Origin of the sequence: Variovorax sp. 38R, assembly GCF_014843395.1 — a bacterium.
Lineage (GTDB): Bacteria > Pseudomonadota > Gammaproteobacteria > Burkholderiales > Burkholderiaceae_C > Variovorax > Variovorax paradoxus_H.
Map to the genome: position 1 here is coordinate 5906366 of NZ_CP062121.1, position 23635 is coordinate 5930000.

Annotated in this window: 20 protein-coding genes and 2 rRNA genes (1 of these 22 only partly in view); 8 read left to right on the forward strand and 14 right to left on the reverse strand. The window is 65.4% G+C overall.

The features are described 5' to 3' along the window. Window positions 1-26: 26 nt before the first annotated feature. The 6 genes from IG196_RS27380 to glyQ are packed head-to-tail and all read right to left on the reverse strand — an operon-like array spanning window position 27 to window position 5323. On the reverse strand, window positions 27-806 hold the full coding sequence (locus tag IG196_RS27380) for a lysophospholipid acyltransferase family protein (protein ID WP_192193827.1): 780 nt from the start codon (window positions 804-806) through the stop codon (window positions 27-29). Beyond that, entirely contained in the window at window positions 806-1384 is a 579-nt protein-coding gene (gene gmhB / locus IG196_RS27385) for a D-glycero-beta-D-manno-heptose 1,7-bisphosphate 7-phosphatase (protein WP_192193828.1), read from the reverse strand. The genes IG196_RS27380 and gmhB overlap by 1 nt, the downstream gene beginning before the upstream one ends. Further along, the gene (locus IG196_RS27390) at window positions 1381-1917 is read right to left on the reverse strand and encodes a DUF6036 family nucleotidyltransferase (protein WP_192193829.1); all 537 of its coding nucleotides are present in this window, start codon (window positions 1915-1917) and stop codon (window positions 1381-1383) included. Before IG196_RS27390 ends, gmhB begins: the two co-directional genes overlap by 4 nt. Further along, complete coding sequence (locus IG196_RS27395) at window positions 1914-2243, reverse strand: hypothetical protein (RefSeq protein ID WP_192193830.1); 330 nt, start codon at window positions 2241-2243, stop codon at window positions 1914-1916. The genes IG196_RS27390 and IG196_RS27395 overlap by 4 nt, the downstream gene beginning before the upstream one ends. 23 nt (window positions 2244-2266) lie before the next feature. Further along, complete coding sequence (gene glyS, locus IG196_RS27400) at window positions 2267-4399, reverse strand: glycine--tRNA ligase subunit beta (protein WP_192193831.1); 2133 nt, start codon at window positions 4397-4399, stop codon at window positions 2267-2269. Window positions 4400-4414: 15 nt separating this feature from the next. Further along, window positions 4415-5323, reverse strand: coding sequence for a glycine--tRNA ligase subunit alpha (gene glyQ, locus IG196_RS27405; RefSeq protein ID WP_062481784.1), 909 nt, complete (start codon window positions 5321-5323; stop codon window positions 4415-4417). 227 nt (window positions 5324-5550) lie between these two features. Here glyQ and IG196_RS27410 point away from each other — a divergent pair, with 227 nt between their 5' ends. Genes IG196_RS27410 through IG196_RS27420 form a run of 3 tightly spaced genes read left to right on the forward strand, consistent with a single transcriptional unit; the run spans window position 5551 to window position 8188 of the window. After that, window positions 5551-6519 (forward strand): diacylglycerol/lipid kinase family protein, encoded by a 969-nt coding sequence (locus IG196_RS27410; RefSeq protein ID WP_192193832.1) that lies wholly within the window; start codon window positions 5551-5553, stop codon window positions 6517-6519. Continuing rightward, on the forward strand, window positions 6516-7343 hold the full coding sequence (locus tag IG196_RS27415; RefSeq protein ID WP_192193833.1) for a metallophosphoesterase family protein: 828 nt from the start codon (window positions 6516-6518) through the stop codon (window positions 7341-7343). Before IG196_RS27410 ends, IG196_RS27415 begins: the two co-directional genes overlap by 4 nt. Before the next feature lie 50 nt (window positions 7344-7393). After that, window positions 7394-8188: a phosphatase PAP2 family protein gene (locus IG196_RS27420; RefSeq protein ID WP_225616822.1), complete on the forward strand. Its 795-nt coding sequence runs from the start codon at window positions 7394-7396 to the stop codon at window positions 8186-8188. 7 nt (window positions 8189-8195) lie between these two features. Here the strand turns inward: IG196_RS27420 and IG196_RS27425 are convergent, their stop codons facing one another. The 6 genes from IG196_RS27425 to IG196_RS27450 form a co-directional block, all read right to left on the reverse strand. Continuing rightward, on the reverse strand, window positions 8196-9266 hold the full coding sequence (locus IG196_RS27425; RefSeq protein ID WP_062481776.1) for an asparaginase: 1071 nt from the start codon (window positions 9264-9266) through the stop codon (window positions 8196-8198). A 111-nt stretch (window positions 9267-9377) separates the two neighbouring features. Continuing rightward, a complete protein-coding gene (gene chrA, locus IG196_RS27430) occupies window positions 9378-10625 on the reverse strand; it encodes a chromate efflux transporter (RefSeq protein WP_192193835.1) in 1248 nt (415 codons plus the stop codon). Between the two features lie 36 nt (window positions 10626-10661). Next, window positions 10662-12281 (reverse strand): apolipoprotein N-acyltransferase, encoded by a 1620-nt coding sequence (gene lnt, locus IG196_RS27435; protein ID WP_192193836.1) that lies wholly within the window; start codon window positions 12279-12281, stop codon window positions 10662-10664. Beyond that, the gene (locus IG196_RS27440; RefSeq protein WP_099793257.1) at window positions 12281-13159 is read right to left on the reverse strand and encodes an HlyC/CorC family transporter; all 879 of its coding nucleotides are present in this window, start codon (window positions 13157-13159) and stop codon (window positions 12281-12283) included. Before IG196_RS27440 ends, lnt begins: the two co-directional genes overlap by 1 nt. A 192-nt stretch (window positions 13160-13351) precedes the next feature. After that, a complete protein-coding gene (locus IG196_RS27445) occupies window positions 13352-14080 on the reverse strand; it encodes a GNAT family N-acetyltransferase (RefSeq protein ID WP_101490537.1) in 729 nt (242 codons plus the stop codon). A 109-nt stretch (window positions 14081-14189) separates the two neighbouring features. Then, entirely contained in the window at window positions 14190-14663 is a 474-nt protein-coding gene (locus tag IG196_RS27450) for an Lrp/AsnC family transcriptional regulator (RefSeq protein ID WP_099793261.1), read from the reverse strand. A gap of 157 nt (window positions 14664-14820) precedes the next feature. Here IG196_RS27450 and hppD point away from each other — a divergent pair, with 157 nt between their 5' ends. The 5 genes from hppD (at window position 14821) to IG196_RS27475 (ending at window position 20442) form a co-directional block, all read left to right on the forward strand. Then, window positions 14821-15948 (forward strand): 4-hydroxyphenylpyruvate dioxygenase, encoded by a 1128-nt coding sequence (hppD, locus tag IG196_RS27455; protein WP_192193837.1) that lies wholly within the window; start codon window positions 14821-14823, stop codon window positions 15946-15948. Between the two features lie 29 nt (window positions 15949-15977). After that, entirely contained in the window at window positions 15978-16790 is an 813-nt protein-coding gene (locus IG196_RS27460; RefSeq protein WP_192193838.1) for a transporter substrate-binding domain-containing protein, read from the forward strand. Window positions 16791-16810: 20 nt separating this feature from the next. Then, window positions 16811-17683, forward strand: coding sequence for a phenylalanine 4-monooxygenase (gene phhA / locus IG196_RS27465; protein ID WP_192193839.1), 873 nt, complete (start codon window positions 16811-16813; stop codon window positions 17681-17683). A 127-nt stretch (window positions 17684-17810) separates the two neighbouring features. Then, window positions 17811-19502, forward strand: coding sequence for an AMP-binding protein (locus tag IG196_RS27470; protein ID WP_192193840.1), 1692 nt, complete (start codon window positions 17811-17813; stop codon window positions 19500-19502). Continuing rightward, window positions 19495-20442, forward strand: a complete 948-nt coding sequence (locus IG196_RS27475; protein WP_225616823.1) for an MBL fold metallo-hydrolase — start codon at window positions 19495-19497, stop codon at window positions 20440-20442. The genes IG196_RS27470 and IG196_RS27475 overlap by 8 nt, the downstream gene beginning before the upstream one ends. Window positions 20443-20609: 167 nt before the next feature. Here the strand turns inward: IG196_RS27475 and rrf are convergent. After that, window positions 20610-20722: ribosomal RNA gene (gene rrf, locus IG196_RS27480) — 5S ribosomal RNA — on the reverse strand. 128 nt (window positions 20723-20850) lie between these two features. Next, window positions 20851-23635, reverse strand: a 23S ribosomal RNA gene (locus IG196_RS27485) (it continues 91 nt past the right edge of the window).

Genomic DNA, 23635 nt, shown 5'->3' on the forward strand with positions numbered 1-23635 from the left:
GTCGGGCTCGCTCTGAGGCAGGCGTGTCAGCCCGCCTCGCTCGGCAACGTCTGCTGCGGCTGCACCGCGCCGTCGCTGTACGCCTCAGGATCGAGACGACGCATCTCGGCCTCGATCCAGGCTTCGACTTCGCGCATCAACTCGTCGGGCTTGCGACCCACGCTCGAGATCGCCGGCCCGATCGACACGTCGACCACGCCGGGGCACTTCACGAAGGCCTTGCGTGGCCAGACCTTGGCCGAGGTCACCGCGATCGGGATCACGGGCACGCCGGTTTCGCAGGCCAGGCGCGTGCCGCCGCTCTTGTAGGTGCCCTTCTGGCCGCGCGGAATGCGCGTGCCTTCTGGGAACATGATGATCCAGATGCCCTGCGCGAGCAGCTTGCGGCCCTGGTTCACCACCTTGTTGAACGCCTGCGCGCGCTGGCTGCGGTCGATGTGGATCATGTCCAGCCGCGCCATCGCCCAGCCGAAGAACGGCACGTAGATGAGCTCCTTCTTGAAAACGAAGGCCAGCGGGTGAGGCATCAGCGTGGGCATGAGGAAAGTCTCGAGCGTGGACTGGTGCTTCACCAGCAGCACCGCGCCGGCGAGTTGGTCGGTCGGCAGGTTTTCCATGCCGGTCACGCGGGTCTTGATGCCCAGCAGCACGCGCGCACCACCGATGGCCCAGCTGAGCCATCGCTCGGCCATCCAGTACAGCGGAATGCCACGCTTCCAGAGCGAACAGACGCACATGATGATGCCCCAAGGCACCACGGTGACAAGCATCCACAGGGCGTGGAGAACGGAACGGATAAACGCCATCAGACAGCCACCTGCAGTGCAGCCCGCGCTTCGCGCGCAAGCAAGAAATCGACAAAGGCGGCGAGGTCGTCATGCACCCTCGTGTCCGCCGGATATTCGGGAGGCAGCGGGTGAACCCCGCGGCAGGCCGCGCCCATGCCCGTGAGCAGCAGGTGCGGTTCGCAGCCGGCGGACGCGCCGGCCTGCAGGTCGCGCAGGCTGTCGCCCGCGGTCGGCACGCCCTTCAGGTCGATGCCGAAGCGGTCGCCGATCTGAAGGAACAGCCCGTCCTTGGGCTTGCGGCAGTCGCAACCCTCGTCGGGGCTGTGCGGGCAATAGAACACCGCATCCACCTTGCCGCCCACGGCCGCGAGCATCTTGTGCATCTTGGCGTGCATGGCGTTGAGCGAAGCCATGTCGAACAGCCCGCGGCCCAGGCCCGACTGGTTCGACGCGACCACCACGTGCCAGCCCGCATGGTTGAGCCGCGCCACGGCCTCGAGCGCACCGGGCAGCGGCGTCCACTCGATGTCGCTCTTGACGAAATCTTCGCGGTGCACGTTGATCGTGCCGTTGCGGTCGAGGATGACGAGCTTCATGGGGTCGGCCTTTCAGACTCGAGCTTGCGCCGCTCCACCCATGCGACCAGCGTGGGCAGCGGGTACTTCGAGGCATCGAGCATGGCGATGCGTTCTGCCAGCGTCGTCGCCGACACCAGCTGGTGCTTCAGCAGTTCGCGCACGAAGTCGGCGTCTTTCTCACGGCCCGCCACGCACTTCGAGACGACGAGGTCGTGCAGGTCCGGGCAGATGGCCGTGACGTCGCCGATGTAGTGCAGGCTGGCGCGGGTCATCCAGTCGGCCGGCATCACGGCGGTTTCGGGACCGACACCGTCGGCGAAGTAGCCGAAGGTCTCGTGAAAGCTCGAATGCATGCCGATGGCGCCGTCGATCAGGTCGGCACGCTCCGGATGAAGCGCCGGGTAGAGATCGATCTCGCGGGACACGAGCAAGGCTTCAGGCGGCTGCTCCAGCAGCAGCAGCACCGCCTGGCTGCCCACGACCACGAAGGAGTTCTCCTCGGCAATCGCCGCCGAAGCGCGCAGCACGTGCTGCAGTTCTTCCAGCTTCATGGGACGGCGACCTCTTCGCGCGCCTGCTGCAGCAAGGTCATCCGCTCGGCCTGCGAAACGAGCACGCCGAGCGGCGACACGCTGCGCATCAGCTGGCCGTGCTCGGAGTCGTCGAGCGCGGCGCGCGTCAGCACCTCGAGGTCTGAGGCCAGCAACTGCTCCCATTCGTTCCACAGAACATCAGAGCGCGTCTCGCCCGACTGCTGGCGCCAACGCGCCAACGTCTGACGGGCGCGCTCGCGCTGCGCCGGGTCCAGGTGCAACGCCGCCATCGCGCGCCGATGCAGGGCGAGCGAAAACTGGTCGAGTTGCTGCTGGCGGTTCATGGCTGATTATCGAATGGCCCTGCTCAGACAGCCAGCCGCTCGAGCTGCGCGACGCGGTTCATCGCGGCGTGCAGTGACATCAGCAGGCCCAGGCGGTTCAGCCGCAGGTCGGCCTGCTCGGCATTCACCATCACGTCCGTGAAGAACGCATCGACCGGTTCGCGCAGCGCGGCCAGCGTCTGCAGCGAGCCGGTGTAGTCGCCCGCGTCGAACTGGGCGTTGGCAGCGGGCACGACCTGCGCCATGGCAGCGTGCAGCGCCTTCTCGGCGGGCTCCTGCAGCAGCAGCTCGCTGACGTGGGCGTCGGCTTCGGGCGCCTTCTTCAGGATGTTGCCGATGCGCTTGTTGGCGGCGGCCAGCGCGGCGGCTGCGGGCAGTGCGGCGAAGGCGCGCACGGCCGCCAGCAGCTTGGGCACTTCGCCCAGGCGCTGCGGCAGCGGGGCCAGCACGGCATCGACTTCCTGGGCGCTGGCGCCCTGCTCGCGCAGGCTGCCGGCAAGGCGGTCGAGGATGAAGTCGCGCAGCTCGACCGTGGCCTTGCTGCTGTCGAAACCGTCGATGGCGCTGAACTGCGCGGCGGCGTCCTGCAGCAGGGCGTCGAGCCCCAGCGCGAGGTCTTTCTCGATCAGCATGCGGATCACGCCCAGCGCGTGGCGGCGCAGCGCGAACGGGTCGCGGTCGCCGGTGGGCAGGTTGCCGATGCCGAACATGCCGACCAGCGTCTCGAGCTTGTCGGCCAGCGCGACCGCGAGGCCCACGCTGTTGCGCGGCAGCTCGTCGCCGGCGAAGCGCGGCTTGTAGTGGTCTTCGATGGCATCGGCCACCGCGGCGTCGAGCCCGTCGTGCAGCGCGTAGTAGCGGCCCATGGTGCCCTGCAGCTCGGGGAACTCGCCGACCATGTCGGTCACGAGGTCGGCCTTGGCCAACTGAGCGGCCTGGGTTGCTTGCGCGGCCAACGTGGCGTCGCCGAGCTTTTCGGCAATGCCGCGCGCGATGTGCATCACGCGCTGCACGCGTTCGCCCTGCGTGCCAAGCTTGTTGTGATAGACCACCTTGCCAAGCGACTCGACGCGCGAGGCCAGCGATTTCTTGCGGTCCTGGTCGAAGAAGAACTTGGCGTCGGCCAGGCGCGGGCGCACGACGCGCTCGTTGCCCTGGATGACCGCGCTCGCATCGTCGGGCGTGATGTTGCTGACGACGAGGAACTTGTTCGTGAGTTTGCTCGACGCGTCGAGCAGCGGAAAGTACTTCTGGTTGGCCTTCATCGTGAGGATGAGGCACTCCTGCGGCACTTCGAGAAACTCCGGCTCGAAGCTGCAGACCAGCACGTTGGGGCGTTCGACCAGCGCCGTGACTTCGTCGAGCAGCGCGTCGTCGTGGATCGGCACCGAGCCGCCGCCGACCTTGACCGCAGCCGCTGCGAGCTGGCGTGCGATTTCGGCGCGGCGCGCTTCAAAACTCGCGATGACGGCGCCGTCGTCCTGCAGTTGCAGCGCGTAGCTGTTGGCATCGCGCAGCACCACGGGGTCGATCGCTGCTTCAAAGCGGTGGCCGTGCGTTTCGCGGCCGGCCTTCAGGCCCAGCGCCTCGATGGGCACCACGGTGTCGGCATGCAGCGCCACGAGGCCGTGCGCGGGGCGCACGAAGCTCACGCTGCTCCAGCCCGGCATTTCGCAGCCGCTTTCGAGCTGGTAGCTCATGACCTTCGGGATCGGCAGCTTGGCGATGGCTTCGGCCAGCGCCTTCTGCAGGCCTTCGGCCAGCGTCGCGCCCTTGGCGGTGCTTTCGTAGAACAGGGCTTCGGCCTTGCCGTCCATGGCGCGCTTGAGGCCCGGCACGGCCGAGGCGTCGGCGCCGAGGGCGGCCAGGCGCTTGAGCAGCGCGGGCGTGGGCTGGCCCGAGGCATCGAGCCCCACGGCCACGGGCATGAGCTTTTGCGACACGGCCTTGTCGGCGGCGCGCTCGGCCACGTGCGTGAGGTGCGCAGCCAGGCGGCGCGGTGACGCGTAGGGCGTGAGCACCGAGCCGGCTTCGGCCAGGCCTTGCGCCACGAGCTGGTCGCGCAGCACGCCGGCAAAGGCTTCGCCGAGCTTCTTCAGCGCCTTGGGCGGCAGCTCTTCGACAAACAGTTCGACCAGGAGGGAGTTCTTGTTCATGGGGGTCGTCATCGCTCAGGCGGCTTTCTTCGGGGGCATCTGCGCAACCCATTCGCGCGGGGCCATCGGGAAGCCCAGGCGCTCGCGGCTGTCGTAGTAGCTCTGCGCCACGCTGCGCGCGAGGTTGCGGATGCGGCCGATGTAGGCCGCGCGCTCGGTCACGCTGATGGCACCGCGCGCGTCGAGCAGGTTGAAACTGTGGGCAGCCTTGAGCACCTGCTCGTAGGCCGGCAGCGCGAGCTGCTCGGTCATGAGGTGCTTGGCCTGCTTTTCGTGCGCGGCGAAGGCGGTGAAGAGGAACTCGGCGTCGCTGTGCTCGAAGTTGTAGGTCGACTGCTCGACCTCGTTCTGCTTGTAGACGTCGCCGTAGCTCAGGCCGTCGGTCCAGGTGAGGTTGTAGACGTTGTCCACGCCCTGCAGGTACATGGCCAGGCGCTCCAGGCCGTAGGTGATCTCGCCGGTGATGGGCTTGCAGTCGATGCCGCCGACCTGCTGGAAGTAGGTGAACTGGGTCACCTCCATGCCGTTGAGCCACACCTCCCAACCCAGGCCCCAGGCGCCGAGCGTGGGGTTCTCCCAGTCGTCCTCGACGAAGCGGATGTCGTTCTTCTTCAGGTCGAAGCCCAGGGCCTCGAGGCTGCCGAGGTAGAGCTCGAGGATGTTGCTGGGCGCGGGCTTGAGCACGACCTGGTACTGGTAGTAGTGCTGCAGGCGGTTGGGGTTCTCGCCGTAGCGGCCGTCCTTGGGGCGGCGGCTGGGCTGCACGTAGGCGGCCTTCCAGGGCTCGGGGCCGAGCGCGCGCAGGAAGGTGGCGGTGTGCGAGGTGCCTGCGCCCACTTCCATGTCGTACGGTTGCAGGAGCGCACAGCCCTTGTCGGCCCAGTACGACTGCAGTTTGAGAATGATTTGCTGGAAGGTCAACATGAAGCTGGCCGGCGTCGGGGGCCGGACATTGGACGGGACGGTGGCGCGGCACAGGCCGCGAAAGCGGACGATTTTACGTTCGTGGGAGGGCAACTCTCCCACAGCCGCTCGGGATGCCGGCTGCCGCAACAGCCCGCGCGGGCGTGGGACAAAGCCCGGCTCCGCGCGCTTTTTTGCGTTTCCCGCCGCTTTCGGCACTTTCCTGCGCTTTCCCCCTCTCTCACTGCATGGCACCGCCCCACATCGGCCCCGACACTCCTTTTTTCATCGTGCTCAACGCCGGCTCCGGCAGCGAGAGCGCCGCGCAGGCCCGGCAGGTCATCGACGAGGCCTTTGCCGCCGACGGCCGCCGGCACCGCGTGTTCCTCGTGGACGGCCCCGGCCGCGTGCAGGCGCTGGCGCGCGAAGCGGTCGAGCGCGCCCGGGCCGTGGGCGGCGTGGTGGTGGCCGCGGGCGGCGACGGCACCATCAACGCGGTGGCCCAGGCCACGCTCGGCAGCGGCTGCCCCTTCGGCGTGCTGCCGCAGGGCACCTTCAACTATTTCAGCCGCACCCACGGCATCCCGCGCGACACGGCGCAGGCGCTGCAGGTATTGCTGACACAACAGCCGCGGCCCGTGCAGGTGGGGCTGGTGAACGACCGCGTGTTCCTGGTCAACGCCAGCATGGGCCTGTATGCCGACCTGCTGGAGGAGCGCGAAACCCACAAGGCACGCTTCGGCCGCCACCGCTGGATCGCCTTCTACTCGGGCCTGCTGACCGTGCTGCGCGGGCGCCATCGCCACTGGCAGTTGCGCATCGCCTCGCATGGCCACGAGCGCGACATCCGCACGCCCACGCTGTTCGTGGGCAACAACCCGCTGCAGCTGATGCAGGCGGGCGTCGACCACGCCGAGGCGCCCGAGCAGGGCCAGCTGACCGCGGTGGCGCTCAAGCCGGTCGGCCTGCTGGCGATGCCGGGGCTGCTGGTGCGCGGCGCGCTCGGGCGGCTGGGCGACGCCGACGAGGTGCTGAGCTTCCCCTTCGAGTCGATGACGGTGAAGGCCGGCCGGCTGCGCACGCCGCGCCGCGCGAAGATCGCCACCGACGGCGAGATCGACTGGGTCGACATGCCCTTGCTGTTCCGCGTGGCGCCCGACCCGCTGTGGCTGGTGCGGCCCGACAGCGCGCCCGAGCTGGAGGCGGCGCGGCCATGAGCTGCCTGCTGCAAGTGTCCGACCCGCACTTCGGCACCGAGCAGCCCGAGGTGCTGCAGGCGCTCGAGCGCCTCGCGCACGCGCTGGCACCGCAGGCGGTGCTGTTGTCGGGCGACATCACGCAGCGCGCCACGCGCCGCCAGTTCGCGGCGGCGCGCGCTTTTGCCGACCGGCTCGCGGCGCCGGTGGTCGCCATTCCGGGCAACCACGACATCCCGCTGTTCCAGCTGGCGGCACGCGTCTTCTCGCCCTACGGCCGCTACACAGAAGCCTTCGGCACCGACCTGGAACCGGTGTTCGCCTGCGACGACTGGCTGGTGGTCACGGTCAACACGACGCGCTGGTACCGGCACGAGGACGGCGAGGTGTCGCTCGCGCAGGTCGAGCGCGTCGTGGCCCGGCTGGCGAGCGCCACGCCCCGGCAGGTGCGCGTGGTCGTGACGCACCAGCCGGTGCTGGTGACGCGGCCTGAAGACCGGCAGAACCGGCTGCACGGGCGCGAGGCGGCGGTCGCGCGCTGGACGGTAGCGGGCGCCGACCTGATCGTCGGCGGCCACATCCACCTGCCTTTCGTGCGCCCGCTGGACGAGCACTTTCAGGGCTGCCCGCCGACGGCCTGGGCGGTGCAGGCCGGCACCGCGGTGTCGACGCGCGTGCGCTGGGACGCGCCGAATTCGGTGAACGTGCTGCGCACGGAAGCGTCCGGCGACGGCGCACAGCGCGTCTGCGTGGTCGAACGCTGGGACCACTCGGCGGTCGACAAGGCCTTCATGCCCGTTGACCTGTTACGGCTTCCGCTTGCCAGCCGCGCGGCGGGCCCTTAGGGTTGCGCCGCATGCCTCCTGCGGACACTCTTCTTCTTTCTTCTTCCCCCTTGGTTCTTCTCGCACAACAGCTGGGCGAACACGCCCTGGCCTGGTTCGCGCTTGCACTGGCCGTGTCGGTGCTCGGCGCCGGCCTCACGTGCCGGATGCTGCAGCGGCGCCATCCTTTGCCTGACACCGGCGAGCCCGATGAATCGCGCCTGGCGCTCGGTTTGGGCCTGGGCTTCGTGCTGATCCTCGCGGCGGCGGTGCTGGTCGCCTGGATCGCCTCGCACCTCGGCGACGGCCGCACCATGGGCCGCGCCGACCAGGCGCTCGCCGACGCCATCGGCACCCACGTGCCCTGGGGTGCGCTCGTGAGCTTCAGCTGGCTCACGCACCTGGGCGATGCGCAACTGCTCGCGCCCGTGTGCGGGGTGGTCGCGCTGCTGCTGTGGCGCAACGCGCACCGCGGGCTGGCACTGGGCTGGGTGATCGCGCTCGGCGGCATCGTGGTGCTGAACCCCGCGCTCAAGCACATCTTTGCGCGGGCCCGGCCGGTGCATGACCACGGGCTGGCGCTGGAGACGAGCTTCAGCTTTCCGAGCGGCCACAGCGCGGGCGCGATCGTGAGCTACGGGATGCTGCTGTATCTGGCGCTGCGGCTGCTGCCGGCGCGCTGGCATGTGCCGGCCTCCATGGCCGCGGTGGCGGCCATCGTCACCATCGCCTGCAGCCGGATCTTCCTGCAGGTGCACTTCGCGAGCGATGTCGCGGCCGGCCTGCTGACCGGCCTGGGCTGGCTGCTCGTGTGCGTGAGCAGCCTGGAGTACGCGCGGCACCGCAAACGCCGCACCGCGCGCTGACCGTCGATCAGTATTCCCAGAAGATGCGCTGAAGCTCTTTGGTGTTGTTGGTCTTGGTCAGAGCGACCATCGCCAGGATGCGCGCCTTCTGCGGGCGCAGGTCGTGCGCCACCACCCAGTCGTACTTGTCGTCGGGCTGCTCGGCATTGCGGATCACGAAGCCGTCGGGCACGCGCGAGCTGCGAATGACGATCACGCCGTCGGTGCGCGCCTTCTGCAGGTTCGGCACGATGCGGTCGGCCACCGAGCCATTGCCCGTGCCGCCGTGGATCAGCGCCTTGGCGCCGCTCTTGGCGATCGCGTCGATGGCCACCGACGACACGCCTTCGTAGCCCATGGCGATCTCGACCGGCGGCAGCGCGGTGATGGTGTCGATGTTGAACTCCGAGTTCGTGGTGTGGCGCTTCACAGGCGCGCGGAACCAGTAGTTCTTGCCCTCGACGATCATGCCCAGCGGGCCCCACTGGCTGGAGAACGCGCTGGTCTTGATGTTGACGTTCTTGCTCACGTCGCGGCCGGTGTCGATGTTGTCGCCCATCGTCACGAGCACGCCCTTGCCCATCGCGTCCTTGCTGCCCGCCACGTTCACCGCGTCGTACAGGTTGAGTGCACCGTCGGCCGACAGGGCCGTACCCGGACGCATCGAACCGACCACCACGATCGGCTTGTTGGTGTGCACGGTGAGCGTCAGGAAGTAGGCGGTTTCTTCCAGCGTGTCGGTGCCGTGGGTGATGACGATGCCATCGACGTCCGACTGCTTGGACAGCGCCGAGACGCGCTTGGCCAGCGTCATCAGGTTGTCGTTGGTGAGGCTTTCCGAGGCCACCTGGAACACCTGCTCGCCGCGCACGTTCGCGACCTTGGCCAGCTCGGGCAGGCCGGCGATCAGCTTCTCGACGCCGACCTTGGCGGCCGCGTAGGTTGCGCTGTTGACGGCCGATGCGCCGGCACCGGCGATGGTGCCGCCGGTCGCCAGGATCACCACGTTGGGCAGTGCCTGCTGGGCCTGCGCGAGCGCGCTGGCCGCGAGCAACGCGGCACCGGCCGCGAAGGCACGGAAATGGGTAGAAAAGTACATACGGACTCCTTGGTTTGAGGATGATTTCTCGAGGCGGCGAGGAAGATACATGAACCATGCCCGCATGCCATGCCGCTGCATGCCGGCATGGCATGCGGTCATGCGCCGCCCTTAGAGGGCCAGCAGCCAGCCGGCGAACGCCGCCAGCCCGACGACCCACACCGGCGACAAGCGCGCGTAGACCAGCAAGCCAAATGCGGCCAGCGCCAGCCCGAAATCGGCCTTGAAGTGGATCGCGCTCGTCCACACCGGGTCGTAGAGCGCAGCGAGCAGCACGCCGACGACCGCCGCGTTCACGCCCGCCATCGCGCGCTGGACGCCGTCGCGCTGGCGCAGCGTCTCCCAGAACGGCAGCGCACCGGCCACCAGCAGGAAGGCCGGCAGGAAGATGGCCAGCAGCAGCGCCACGCCGCCCACCCAGCCACCGAACGGCCCCGGCATGGCAGCGCCGAGGAAAGCCGCGAACGTGAACAAGGGCCCCGGCACGGCCTGGGCTGCGCCGTAGCCGGCCAGGAACACGTCGTTCGAGACCAGTCCCGTCGGCACCACGCCCGCCTGCAGCAACGGCAGCACGACGTGCCCGCCGCCGAACACCAGCGCGCCCGACCGGTAGAAGGACGCGATGACGGACAGCGCCGGCCACTCCGTCGCCGCGGCCAGCATCGGCAGTGCGACGAGCAGGACGGCGAACAAGCCCAGCAGCGCGGCACCCGTCGACTTGCTCACGCCGTGGTCACGGTGCTGCGCCGCGGGAAGGGGTCCCAGCTGCAGCGCCCACCGGCCGACGACGCCCCCGGCGACGATGGCGACGATCTGCCCGATGGCCGAGGGCACCGCGAGCACCAACAGCGCCGCGACGATGGCCACGCCCGCGCGCAACCGGTCGGGGCACAGCGACTTCGCCATGCCCCACACCGCCTGCGCGACGACGGCCACTGCGACGACCTTCAATCCGTGCACCGCGCCCGATTGCGCCAAGGCCGCCCAATGCGTGACACCGGCCGCGAAAAGGATGAGCGCCACGGCAGAAGGCAGCGTGAACCCGAGCCACGCCGCCAGCGCCCCGCCCCAGCCCGCGCGGCCGAGCCCCAGCGCGATGCCGACCTGGCTGCTCGCGGGCCCGGGCAAGAACTGGCACAGCGCCACGAGGTCGGAATAGCTCTTGTCGTCGAGCCACTTGCGGCGCTCCACGAACTCCGCGCGGAAGTAGCCGAGGTGCGCCACCGGTCCGCCGAAGGAGGTCAGGCCGAGCGCGAGGAAGGCGAGGAAGACTTCGAGCACCGGGCCTCTGGCACGGAGGGCGCCGGCGCCCTCAACAGCGGGTGGTGCGGCAGGCTTGAGGCGGTGGTGGTGCTTCATGGACGACGACTCCGAACGCGCATCCGCCGGTGCGACTCAGCGCCGACCAGGCCGGAAGAAGACCGCGCCCAGCGCGACGATCGCGAGCGCTGCGATCCACAGCGGCCACAGGCCGAACGGCGCCACCCAGCGCGCGAAGGGCGTGAGCCCGCGACGGCCTTCGACTGGCGCCTCGAGCACGCCGCGCGTGAGGCGCGGCAGCTGGTGCGTGACGCGGCCTGCGGCGTCGATCACCACGGTCGCGCCGGTGTTGGTCGAGCGCACCATCGGCCGCGCGAACTCGAGCGCGCGCATGCGCGAGATGGCCAGGTGCTGGTCGATGGCGATCGAATCCCCGAACCAGGCGATGTTGCTGACGTTGAGCAGGATGGTCGGCGCCGTGGCCTCGTCGCGGAAGTTCGCGCCGATCTCGTCGCCGAACAAGTCTTCGTAGCAGATGTTGGGCGCGATGCGCTGGCCCAGCCAGACGAAAGGCGCCTGCGCGAGCCCGCCGCGCTCGAAGTCGCCGAGCGGGATGCTCATCATGCGGATGAACCAGCGAAAGCCCGGCGGAATGAACTCGCCGAAGGGCACGAGGTGGTGCTTGCTGTAGGTGAAGGGCTGCGTCGCGCCGGGCTGGAAACCCAGCACGGCATTGCGGTACGTGCCCGGCCCGTCGCCGAGCGGCAGGCCGACGATGGCGGCTTGCTGCGTGCCCGGCTGCCCGTAGCGTTCCTGGATCGCGTCGAGGTAGCCGGCGGGCAGCTGGCGCGGCAGCAGCGGCAGCGCCGTTTCGGGCGTGACCACGAGCTGGGCCTTGGCATCACGCAGCTGTTCGGCGTACCAGCGCAGCGCGGTTTCGATGCCGCCGCCCGGAATGAATTTTTCGTCCTGCGGGATGTTGCCCTGCAGCAGCGCGACCTGCAGCGTGCCGGCGCTACCCTGCGCACCGCGCGCGTCGGCGGGGAGCGGCGAGACCAGGTTGGGCAGCACAAAGACCGCGGCGAGCAGCACCGCTGCCAGCGCCGTCGGCACCACGCCACGCAGCGGCAGGCGCCGCGCGACCAGCGCCACGGCCAGTGCCGCCGCCGCGCCGATGCCGTACACGCCAACCCACGGCGCCAGCGCGGCCAGCGGGCCATCGACATGGGCATAGCCGCCCGCGCCCCAGGGAAAGCCGGTGAACCAGCTGCCGCGCACGAGCTCGGCCAGCGTCCACAGCGCCGCGAACACGAAAGCGCCCGCGATGCGCCCCGCCGGCCCGCGCACCACGAACCAGGCACAGGCCACGGCGTAATAGAGCGCCAGCGCCGCGGCCAGCGCGAGCACGGCGATCACCGCCAGCGGCGCCGGCAGCCCGCCGTAGGTGTGCATCGAGATGAAGAGCCACCAGAAGCTGCCGGTGAGCCACGCGGTCGCGAACACCCAGCCGTGCAGGCCGGCGCGGCGCCAGCCCGCGCCCTGCGCACGCAGGCCGTCGAGCAACCAGACCAGCCCGGCCAGCGACAGCAGCTGCAGCCACCACAGCGGGCGGCCGTCGCCCGGCCATGCGATGGACAGGGCCTGCGCGACGCCCGCCAAGCCGAAGCCGAGCAGGCGCAAGAAACCGCTGGCGGCGGAGGAAGGGGAAGAAGAAGGCGAGACGCGGGCCGGGGCCGCTGCTGCGGGCGCCGGCATCAGTCGGCCGCGTCGCCGCCGCGCGCCGGCGACACCCGGAACCAGCGCACCGCGCCGCCCTTGGTGTGCAGCACGACGAAGTCGAAGCCGCCGATGGCGTGGTGCTCGCCGCGCTTGGGCACGTGGCCCATCTCGTGCGCGATGAGCCCGCCGATGGTGTCGAAGTCTTCGCTCAGCTGTTCTTCGTTGAAGACGATGCCGAAGGCCTCGGCCACGCGCTCGATGGGCGTGTCGCCCGAGACGCGGTAGGTGTGGTCGGCCAGGCCGAAGATGTCGCCCTCGTCTTCGGCGATGTCGAACTCGTCTTCGATCTCGCCGACGATCTGCTCGAGCACGTCTTCGATGGTGATGAGGCCCGCCACGCGGCCGAACTCGTCGATGACGATGGCCAGGTGGTTGCGGTTGCCGCGGAACTCGCGCAGCAGGTCGTTCAGGCCCTTGCTCTCGGGCACGAAGGTGGCCGGACGCAGCAAGGCGCGAATGTTCAGGCCCGGCGCGCGCTGCAGCTTGAGCAGGTCTTTCGCGAGCAGGATGCCGATGATGTTTTCTTTTTCACCCTCGTAGACCGGAAAGCGCGAGTGCGCGGTCTGGATCACCGAGTGCAGCAACGCGTCGAAGGGCGCGTCGATGTTCACGAGGTCCATGCGCGGGGCGGCGACCATCACGTCACCGGCGGTCATGTCGGCCATGCGCAGCACGCCTTCGAGCATCACGCGCGATTCGGCGCCGATCACCTCGTTGTCCTCGGCATCGGCGAGGGTTTCGATCAGCTCGTCGCGTGAATCGGGGCCGGGGTGGATGAATTCGGCGAGCTTCTGGAGAAAGCCACGCTTGTCTTCCCGTTCAACGGGAGCGCGTTCAGGGTGAGGGTCGGCCACTGCGGGAGGGCGAAGTTGAAGAAAGGCAAGGATAACGGATTGCGCATGACAGGCTCTACCTTGACGTTTGCCAAGGCAAGAACACCGCCCAGGCGGCCGCCGCCGGGCCGCCCCAAGGCGAGCCGCGCCTCCCCCTCGGGGGGTGGCGAATTACACGCAGCGAAGCGAAGTGAAAAGCCGGGGGGCCAACAGTTATGGTGCAGATTTGCTGCGCGCGTCGCGCATGCCGCTGCGCACTTCCTGCACGCTCGCGAGGAAGGCCCAGAACTGCTTGGCGCGGCTCTTGAGTGCGAAATCGACGGCGGCGTAGTGCTCCAGCGCGATCTCGCTCATGCGGCTGTCGAAGGTGGCGGTGGGCAGCTGCAGATGCGCTTCCGACTCCGAGCCGCTGCGCACCACGGTGGCGCCGGCGTTGCGGGCGATCTTGAGCATGGCCGCGTTTTCGCTCAGCGCATGAATGAAGAGCATGCCCACGCCTTCGTTGCGCGCGGCCACCACGGCACGCTCGAACAGGCGCGCCCCGTAGCCACGGCCGCGGGCGTGCGCCGACACGGACACGCCGAACTCGGCGCAGTCGCTGTGCTGGTCGTCGGGCGCGTAGGCCACGTGCGCCATCGCGATCAGGTCGAGGCGGCGGTTGTAGATGCCGAACAGTTCGTCGCGGTCGAAGTCCAGCCCTTCGACATAGCGCAGGACCTGCTCGTCGGCCGCGGCGTAGCCGAAGCGCAGGTAGCGGTCGTGCGGGGTCAGGTCGAGCAGGTGGCGCGCGATGCGTTCGCGTTCGCGCGGGCCGATCGAGCGGATCGGCACCATGACGGGCGGTGGCGCGCTGACGGCGCGCGGCTGCGCTTCAACCATCGGCGCCTTCAGGAAAGAGCCGAGGCCGAGAGACGCTTTGAGGAGGGTCTTGGCGGTAAGCATGGTTCGAATGTAAGGGTTTTCCCTTAATTACCAAGCCCGTCAGGACACTTTCTGGACGCATTCGTGACTCGATACCAGAGTCCGTGGTCTTTACGCAACCAAATTGTGGTTAAACGGGCACAGATGTTGTGGCTTTGACACGATCGAGCACAAAGCTGGTCTTGCAGTCTTGGACGCTGGGGTGCTTCAGCAGGGTGTCCATGATGAAGCGGCTGTAGTGCGCCATGTCGGCCACCACGACGCGCAGCAGGTAGTCCATGTCGCCGGTGAGCGCGGCGCACTCGACCACCTCGGGCCAGGTCTGTACGCTGGCGCGGAACAGGTCCATGGGGTTGCGCTTGTGGCTTTCGGTGTGCTTTTCGAGCCGCACGTTCAGGTAGGCGGTAAGGCCCAGGCCGACCGCCTCAGGCTGGACCAGGGCCACGTAGCGGTCGATGACCTTGTGCTCTTCGAGCCGCTTGACCCGCCGCAGCACGGCGCTGGGCGACAGGCTGACCTGCTCGGCGATCTGGTCGTAGGTGGCGCGGCCGTCTGCTTGCAGCATGCGCAAAATGAGTCGATCAATCTTGTCGAGTGCTTCCATTTCGCCATTTTTGCAGTTTTACTGCGCCATGGCCATCAAAGGCGCCCAGAAACGCAGAAAACCTGAAAGCCTTCCGACCTACAGTGCAGCACGCCCCGAATCCGGGCCTTTGTTTTCCTTTCAGCACAACTTTCCCCACTTTTCGGAGACAGCACCCATGAGCCACACCGACGCCCCCGCCTTCACGCCCTGGGAGAACCCGATGGGCACCGACGGTTTCGAATTCATCGAATACGCGGCACCCGATCCGGTCGCGATGGGCCAGGTGTTCGAGCGCATGGGCTTCGTGGCCATCGCCAAGCACCGCCACAAGAACGTGCTGTTGTACCGCCAGGGCACGATCAACTTCATCCTGAACGCCGAGCCCGATTCGTTCGCCCAGCGTTTCGCGCGTGAGCACGGCCCGAGCGTGTGCGCCATCGCCTTCCGCGTGCAGGACGCCAAGCAGGCCTACGAGCGCGCCACCGCGCTGGGCGCCTGGGGCTTTGCCGACAAGGCCGGCCCGGGCGAGCTGAACATTCCCGCCATCAAGGGCATCGGCGACAGCCTGATCTACCTGGTGGACCGCTGGCCCGGCAAGAACGGCGCGCAGCCGGGCGACATCGGCAACATCGGCTTCTACGACGTGGACTTCGAGGCGCTGCCGGGCGTGTCGTCGCAGGACGCACTCACGCGCAAGGGCAACGGCCTGACCTACATCGACCACCTGACGCACAACGTGTACCGCGGCCGCATGGACGTGTGGGCCAACTTCTACGAGAAGCTCTTCAACTTCCGCGAAGTGAAGTACTTCGACATCGAAGGCCAGGTCACGGGCGTGAAGAGCAAGGCGATGACCAGCCCCTGCGGCAAGATCCGCATCCCGATCAACGAAGAAGGCAAGGAACAGGCCGGCCAGATCCAGGAGTACCTGGACATGTACAAGGGCGAGGGCATCCAGCACATCGCCATGGGCTCGGACAATCTGTACGAGAGCGTCGACGCGCTGCGCGCCAACGGCGTGACGCTGCTGGACACCATCGACACGTACTACGAGCTGATCGACAAGCGCATTCCCGAGCACGGCGAAAGCGTGGCCGAGCTGAAGAAACGCAAGATCCTGATCGACGGCAAGAAGGACGCACTGCTGCTGCAGATCTTCAGTGAGAACCAGCTGGGCCCGATCTTCTTCGAGTTCATCCAGCGCAAGGGCGACGACGGCTTCGGCAACGGCAACTTCAAGGCGCTGTTCGAGAGCATCGAGCTCGACCAGATGCGCCGCGGCGTGCTGAGCGCCGCAAAATAAGGCGCTTCACCACTGCCCTGGAGCCCGGCATGCGCCACGCGTCTTCTTCGACTGTCGTCACTTCCTTTGTCGCGGCAGCCGCCGCTGCGGTCGTGCTCTCGGGCTGCGCCTCGGCGCCGCCCGCGGCCGGCCCGGGCGCCTCGCACCTGGACACGGTGCAAAAGGCGGCGGTGCTGCGCATCTGCACGCCGGGCGACTACCGGCCCTTCAGCTTCCAGAAGGCTGACGCCTCGTTCGAAGGCATCGACGTCGACCTGATGGCGGGCTTCAGCGCCAGCCTCGGCGCCAAGCCCGAGTGGGTCAAGACGACCTGGGCCAACCTGCTGCCCGACCTGGCCGCGGGCAAATGCGACATCGCCGTGGGCGGCGTGTCGGTGACCACCGACCGCCAGAAGCGTGCCTTCTTCAGCGCGCCGTACATGGTCAATGGCAAGACGCCCATCGCGCGCTGCGCCGACGTGGCCAAGTACCAGAGCGTGGCGGCCATCGACCAGCCGTCGACCCGCGTGATCTTCAACCCGGGCGGCAGCAATGAACGCTTCGCCCGCACCAATTTCAAGCAAGCCAAGCTCACGCTGCACGGCGAGAACGTCACGATCTTCGACGAGATCCTGGCCAACCGCGCCGACGTGTTCGTCACCGAATCGGCCGAGGCCATCACGCAGCAGAAGCTCAAGCCCGGGCTGTGCGCGGTGAACCCCGACAAGCCGCTGCAGTACGGCGAGATGGCCTGGATGCTGCCGCGCGACGACGTGGCTTTCAAATCGTATGTCGACCAATGGCTGCACCTGCAGCAAGCCGGCGGCGACTTCCAGCGCGTGATGGACCGCTGGCTCAAATAACCCGAGAAACCGAACGCCCCATGGATACCCCCGCCGCCGTTGTCACTCCCGCCGTCTATGGCGCATCCGATCGCCCGCCGCGCGGCGACTACTCGCGCGGCGGTTCGGTGCAAGCCGACTACACCTGCCCGCAGGACTGGGCCAGCTACACGGCGGCCGACCACGACACCTACAAGCGGCTGTACGAACGCCAGGCCGCGCAGCTGCCGGGCCTGGCCTGCGACGCCTTCATCCAGGCGCTGCCGCTGCTCGGCGTGAAGGACCGCATCCCGCGCTTCGACGAACTCAACGAGCGCCTGCACCGCGCCACCGGCTGGGAGATCGTCGCGGTGCCGGGGCTGATACCTGAACTGCCCTTCTTCACGCTGCTGGCGAACCGCAAGTTCCCGGTGACCGACTGGATCCGCAAGCCCGAAGAGTTCGACTACATCGTCGAGCCCGACGTGTTCCACGACCTGTTCGGCCACGTGCCGATGCTGTTCGACCCGACCTTCGCCGACTATGTGCAGCGCTACGGTCAAGGCGGCATGAAGGCGCACGAGCTGGGCGCCGGCGAGAAGCTGGCGCGGCTGTACTGGTACACGGTCGAGTTCGGCCTGATCCGCCAGCCCGAGGGCCTGCGCGCGTACGGCGCCGGCATCCTGAGTTCGGTCGGCGAGCTGCAGCACGCGGTGCGCAGCCCCGAGCCGCACCGCCTCCCGCTCGACCTGCTGCGCACCATGCGCACGCAATACAAGATCGACACGTACCAGGCCAACTACTTCGTGATCGAGAACTTCGCGCAGCTCTTCGATCTCACGGCACCCGACTTCACGCCGCTGTACCGCGCACTCGAAGTGGAGCCCGACATCCCGGCCGGCGTGCTGCTGCCGGGCGAATCGGGCAACGCCTGATCGCATCTGCGTGACCCGGGCGCGCACGGCGGCTATCGCCTGCGCGACACCCGGCATGCGCCCCTAGGACAAGCCCGCTGGCGGGTGGGAGGCATTGGCTCCCACAATCCGCGCCAAAGGAGCTTGCATGCAGACATCCGCGCAACAGAACTATCCGGCCGGCGTGCCGCACGAGATTCACCCGGAGCAGTACCGCTCCCTGCCTCACATGTTCGACGAGGCTTTCGGCCGCTACAAAGACCGGCCGTTCTCCGTCTGCATGGAGCGGTGGATGTCGTACGGCGAACTCGACACGCTCTCGAAAGCGATGGGCGCCTGGCTGCAGTCGCGGGGCCTCGAGCCAGGTGCACGGGTGGCGATCATGCTGCCCAACGTGCCGCAGTTCGCGGTCACGATGTGTGCCGTGCTGCGCGCGGGCTACACCTGCGTCAACGTCAATCCGCTGTACACGGCGCGCGAACTAGAGCATCAGCTCAAGGACTCCGGCGCCACGGCCATCGTCATCCTCGAAAACTTTGCTGCCACGCTCGAGCAGGTGATCGAGCGCACACCGATCAAGCACGTGGTGATGACCGCGATGGGCGATCTGCTCGGCGGGCTGTACGGCACGTGGATCACGGTGGCCGTGCGCCACCTGGCCAAGATGGTGCCGCCTTACAAGCTGCCCTTGAGCGAAGGCCGCACGGTCACGCCGTTCAAGCAGGCGATTGCCGAAGGCCGCGGACGCACGCTCGGGCCCGACCAGAGCACGCTCGATTCCATCGCCTTCCTGCAGTACACGGGCGGCACCACCGGGCTGTCGAAGGGCGCGGTGCTGACCCATCGCAACATCGTGGCCGCCACGCTGCAGGCCGAAGCCTGGTTCACACCGGCGCTGTCGCGGGCAGGCGACCTGGCGAAGGTCAACAGCATCGCGGCGCTGCCGCTGTATCACATCTTCGCGCTGACGCTGTGCCTGCTGGTGATCCGCCAGGGCTCGCACATGACGCTGATTCCGAACCCGCGCGACTTCAACAAGTTCGTCGCGGTGCTGAAGAAGCGGCCCTTCCACATGCTGCCGGCGGTGAACACCTTGTTCAATGCGCTGCTGATGCACCCGGAGTTCAAGACGGTCGACTTCTCCACGCTGTTCGTGTCGCAGGCTGGCGGCATGGCCGCGTCCGAAGGCACGGCGCGCAAGTGGTTCGAAGCCACAGGCTGCCCGATGATCGAAGGCTGGGGCATGAGCGAGACCTGCGCGATCGGCACCAACAACCCGGTGTCGAATACGAAGTTCACGGGCACCATCGGCCTGCCGTTGCCGAGCATTGAGATCGCGATCAAGGACGATGAAGGCCAATCGCTGCCGATCGGTCAGGCGGGCGAGCTCTGCATCAAGGGGCCGAACGTGATGACCGGCTACTACAACCAGCCCGCCGAGACGGCCGCCGCCTTCACGGCCGACGGCTTCATGCGTACCGGCGACATCGCCGTGATGCAGGAAGACGGCTACAGCCGCATCGTCGATCGCAAGAAGGACATGATCCTCGTGAGCGGTTTCAACGTGTTCCCCAACGAGCTGGAGAACGTGATCTCGCTGTGCCCGGGGGTGGTCGAATGCGCGGCCGTCGGCGTGCCGGACGAAAAGCAAGGCGAAGCCATCAAGGTCTTCGTGGTCCGCAGGGACCCGACGCTGACGGAAGATGCCGTGCTCCAGTACTGCAACGGGCAGCTCACCGGCTACAAGCGGCCGAAGCACATCGAGTTCCGCGAGTCGCTGCCCAAGACCAACGTGGGGAAGATCCTGCGGCGCGAGTTGCGCACCAGCGCCGGTGCCTGACCGGGTGGGACAGCACGGGGAAGCCAGCGCCGGACTGCCGGCGAATGTCGTCGTGTTCGAGCGGGGCTGGCTGTCGTCGAACAACATCCTGTTCACCGGAGCGGAGGAAACGGCGCTGGTCGACACGGGGTATGCCACGCATGCCGACCAGACGCTGGCGCTGGTGGAGTCTGCGTTGGGAGAGCGTCCGCTCGATCGGGTGCTGAACACGCATCTGCACAGCGACCACTGCGGGGGGAACGCGGCATTGCAGGAGCGCTACCCATCGATGCAGACGGACATTCCCCCTGGAGAGGCGGCGCTGGTCGAGCGATGGGATGCGCAAGGTCTGAGTTTTCTTGCGACGGGGCAGAGTTGCCCGCGTTTTGGCTTCACCGGGTTGCTCGAGCCAGGCACTGAATGCCTGTTGGGAGACAGCGCGTGGCAAGTGCACGGGGCTCCGGGCCACGATCCGCACTCGGTGATCCTGTTCGAACCGGTGTCGCGGACGCTGATTTCAGCGGATGCGCTCTGGGAAAACGGGTTTGGCATCGCCTTTCCTGAACTGATGGGCGAGCCTTCGTTCGGAGATATCGCGGCAACGCTCGATCTGATCGAGAAGTTATCGCCGCGTCAGGTGATTCCTGGTCATGGAGGAATCTTTGTCGACGTCGACCGAGCCTTGCATACGGCACGCAAGCGTTTAACTGGCTTGCAGCGAGACCCGGTGAAGCACGCGCGTCATGCGATGAAGGTGCTGATGAAGTTCAAGCTGCTGGAGCTGCATGCGGTGTCGCACGCTGAGTGGGGGGCGTGGCTTGGCGGGACACCGTATTTCGAGCGGATCCGGGCTCGATTCTTTGCGGATGAGACGTTGGCAGCTCTAACTGGGGAGTTGCTGTCGGAGCTGATTGCGGTTGGTGCAGCGCAATCCGATGCTTTGGGGGTTCGCAACGCTTGATCAGCGGTTGTTTTGTCCCAATAAAAAAGCGCAATCTCTTTCGAGTTGGCGCTTTTTCTTTGTCTGTCCATTCGCTTACTCGTGCTTTGCAAGTTCTTTTTTCTTTTCGCAGCGCGCAAAGCAAAAAACCCCAGTCATTGCTGACTGGGGTTTTCTGGGCTGTAAGAGCCTGACGATGACCTACTTTCACACGGGAACCCGCACTATCATCGGCGCTGAGTCGTTTCACTGTCCTGTTCGGGATGGGAAGGAGTGGTACCAACTCGCTATGGTCATCAGGCATAAAGGGTTGTCTGACTGATCACACGATCAATCAAACGAATTCATAGAGTTTGGAATCAGCTTTTGGCGAATTATTTTGAATGCGTCAACTTGGCATAACACCTTGATCAGATTGATCAAAGTTATAGGGTCAAGCCGCACGAGCAATTAGTATCAGTTAGCTTAACGCATTACTGCGCTTCCACACCTGACCTATCAACGTCCTGGTCTTGAACGACTCTTTAGGGGGCTCAAGGCCCCGGCAGATCTCATCTTGAAACGAGTTTCCCGCTTAGATGCTTTCAGCGGTTATCTCTTCCACACTTAGCTACTCGGCAATGCCACTGGCGTGACAACCGATACACCAGAGGTGTGTCCACTCCGGTCCTCTCGTACTAGGAGCAGGCTTCCTCAAATCTGCAGCGCCCACGGAAGATAGGGACCAAACTGTCTCACGACGTTTTAAACCCAGCTCACGTACCTCTTTAAATGGCGAACAGCCATACCCTTGGGACCGGCTACAGCCCCAGGATGAGATGAGCCGACATCGAGGTGCCAAACACCGCCGTCGATATGAACTCTTGGGCGGTATCAGCCTGTTATCCCCAGAGTACCTTTTATCCGTTGAGCGATGGCCCTTCCATACAGAACCACCGGATCACTATGTCCTGCTTTCGCATCTGCTCGACTTGTCAGTCTCGCAGTTAAGCACGCTTATGCCATTGCACTATCGTCACGATGTCCGACCGTAACTAGCGTACCTTCGAACTCCTCCGTTACGCTTTGGGAGGAGACCGCCCCAGTCAAACTGCCTACCATGCACTGTCCCCGATCCAGATAATGGACCTAGGTTAGAACCTCAAACACACCAGGGTGGTATTTCAACGTTGGCTCCACAAGATCTAGCGACCCTGCTTCAAAGCCTCCCACCTATCCTACACAGATCTGTTCAAAGTCCAATACAAAGCTACAGTAAAGGTTCATGGGGTCTTTCCGTCTTTCCGCGGGGAGATTGCATCATCACAAACATTTCAACTTCGCTGAGTCTCAGGAGGAGACAGTGTGGCCATCGTTACGCCATTCGTGCAGGTCGGAACTTACCCGACAAGGAATTTCGCTACCTTAGGACCGTTATAGTTACGGCCGCCGTTTACTGGGACTTCAATCAAGAGCTTGCACCCCATCATTTAATCTTCCAGCACCGGGCAGGCGTCACACCCTATACGTCCACTTTCGTGTTTGCAGAGTGCTGTGTTTTTAATAAACAGTCGCAGCCACCGATTTTTTGCAACCCATTCATGCTTCGTTGTTCACTACACACTAATAGGGCACACCTTCTTCCGAAGTTACGGTGTCAATTTGCCGAGTTCCTTCTCCTGAGTTCTCTCAAGCGCCTTAGAATACTCATCTCGCGCACCAGTGTCGGTTTGCGGTACGGTCGTTGTTAGCTGAAGCTTAGTGGCTTTTCCTGGAACCTCGTTCAGTCACTTCACGGACAAGTCCGCTCGATCGTTGGCCTCGGTATATGTGCACCGGATTTGCCTAATGCACGCCTACATCCAACTAAACCAGAATAATCCAATAACTGGATGACCTATTAAGATCCGTCCCCACATCGCACTAACAATCGGTACAGGAATATTGACCTGTTTCCCATCAGCTACGCATCTCTGCCTCGCCTTAGGGGCCGACTCACTCTACGCCGATGAACGTTGCGTAGAAAACCTTGCGCTTACGGCGAGGGGGCTTTTCACCCCCTTTAACGCTACTCATGTCAGCATTCGCACTTCTGATACCTCCAGCACGCTTTACAACGCACCTTCACAGGCTTACAGAACGCTCTCCTACCACTTGCAATAAATTGCAAATCCGCAGCTTCGGTAACTGGCTTAGCCCCGTTACATCTTCCGCGCAGGACGACTCGATCAGTGAGCTATTACGCTTTCTTTAAATGATGGCTGCTTCTAAGCCAACATCCTGACTGTTTTAGCCTTCCCACTTCGTTTCCCACTTAGCCAATTTTAGGGACCTTAGCTGGCGGTCTGGGTTGTTTCCCTCTTGAGTCCGGACGTTAGCACCCGGTGCTCTGTCTCCCAAGCTGTACTCATCGGTATTCGGAGTTTGCCTTGGTTTGGTAAGTCGCCATGACCCCCTAGCCAAAACAGTGCTCTACCCCCGATGGTAATACTTGAGGCACTACCTAAATAGTTTTCGGAGAGAACCAGCTATTTCCAAGTTTGTTTAGCCTTTCACCCCTATCCACAGCTCATCCGCTAGTTTTGCAACACTAGTCGGTTCGGACCTCCAGTACCTGTTACGGCACCTTCATCCTGGCCATGGATAGATCACTTGGTTTCGGGTCTACACCCAGCGACTGATCGCCCTATTCGGACTCGATTTCTCTACGGCTTCCCTATTCGGTTAACCTTGCCACTGAATGTAAGTCGCTGACCCATTATACAAAAGGTACGCAGTCACCCCTTACGAGGCTCCTACTTTTTGTAAGCACGCGGTTTCAGGATCTATTTCACTCCCCTCCCGGGGTTCTTTTCGCCTTTCCCTCACGGTACTAGTTCACTATCGGTCAATGATGAGTATTTAGCCTTGGAGGATGGTCCCCCCATATTCAGACAGGATTTCTCGTGTCCCGCCCTACTTGTCGTTAGCTCAGTACCACACAGGTCATTTCACGTACGGGGCTATCACCCGCTATGGCCAGCCTTTCCAAGCTGTTCCGTTATGTCTTGTGCTATCACTAACAGGCTCTTCCGATTTCGCTCGCCACTACTTTCGGAATCTCGGTTGATGTCTTTTCCTCGAGCTACTGAGATGTTTCAGTTCACCCGGTTCGCCTCGCATGACTATGTATTCATCATGCGATACCTTTGCAGGTGGGTTTCCCCATTCGGAAATCTCCGGATCAAAGCTAATT

Bases quoted from the DNA above. Each gene is read 5' to 3' on its own strand.
- IG196_RS27390 (WP_192193829.1), bottom strand. From the start codon at position 1,917: ATGAAGCTGGAAGAACTGCAGCACGTGCTGCGCGCTTCGGCGGCGATT.
- IG196_RS27380 (WP_192193827.1), bottom strand. From the start codon at position 806: ATGGCGTTTATCCGTTCCGTTCTCCACGCCCTGTGGATGCTTGTCACC.
- phhA (WP_192193839.1), top strand. From the start codon at position 16,811: ATGGATACCCCCGCCGCCGTTGTCACTCCCGCCGTCTATGGCGCATCC.
- IG196_RS27415 (WP_192193833.1), top strand. From the start codon at position 6,516: ATGAGCTGCCTGCTGCAAGTGTCCGACCCGCACTTCGGCACCGAGCAG.
- IG196_RS27445 (WP_101490537.1), bottom strand. From the start codon at position 14,080: ATGCTTACCGCCAAGACCCTCCTCAAAGCGTCTCTCGGCCTCGGCTCT.
- IG196_RS27460 (WP_192193838.1), top strand. From the start codon at position 15,978: ATGCGCCACGCGTCTTCTTCGACTGTCGTCACTTCCTTTGTCGCGGCA.
- IG196_RS27410 (WP_192193832.1), top strand. From the start codon at position 5,551: ATGGCACCGCCCCACATCGGCCCCGACACTCCTTTTTTCATCGTGCTC.
- gmhB (WP_192193828.1), bottom strand. From the start codon at position 1,384: ATGAAGCTCGTCATCCTCGACCGCAACGGCACGATCAACGTGCACCGC.
- IG196_RS27395 (WP_192193830.1), bottom strand. From the start codon at position 2,243: ATGAACCGCCAGCAGCAACTCGACCAGTTTTCGCTCGCCCTGCATCGG.
- glyS (WP_192193831.1), bottom strand. From the start codon at position 4,399: ATGAACAAGAACTCCCTCCTGGTCGAACTGTTTGTCGAAGAGCTGCCG.
- glyQ (WP_062481784.1), bottom strand. From the start codon at position 5,323: ATGTTGACCTTCCAGCAAATCATTCTCAAACTGCAGTCGTACTGGGCC.
- lnt (WP_192193836.1), bottom strand. From the start codon at position 12,281: ATGCCGGCGCCCGCAGCAGCGGCCCCGGCCCGCGTCTCGCCTTCTTCT.
- hppD (WP_192193837.1), top strand. From the start codon at position 14,821: ATGAGCCACACCGACGCCCCCGCCTTCACGCCCTGGGAGAACCCGATG.
- IG196_RS27470 (WP_192193840.1), top strand. From the start codon at position 17,811: ATGCAGACATCCGCGCAACAGAACTATCCGGCCGGCGTGCCGCACGAG.
- IG196_RS27450 (WP_099793261.1), bottom strand. From the start codon at position 14,663: ATGGAAGCACTCGACAAGATTGATCGACTCATTTTGCGCATGCTGCAA.
- chrA (WP_192193835.1), bottom strand. From the start codon at position 10,625: ATGAAGCACCACCACCGCCTCAAGCCTGCCGCACCACCCGCTGTTGAG.
- IG196_RS27425 (WP_062481776.1), bottom strand. From the start codon at position 9,266: ATGTACTTTTCTACCCATTTCCGTGCCTTCGCGGCCGGTGCCGCGTTG.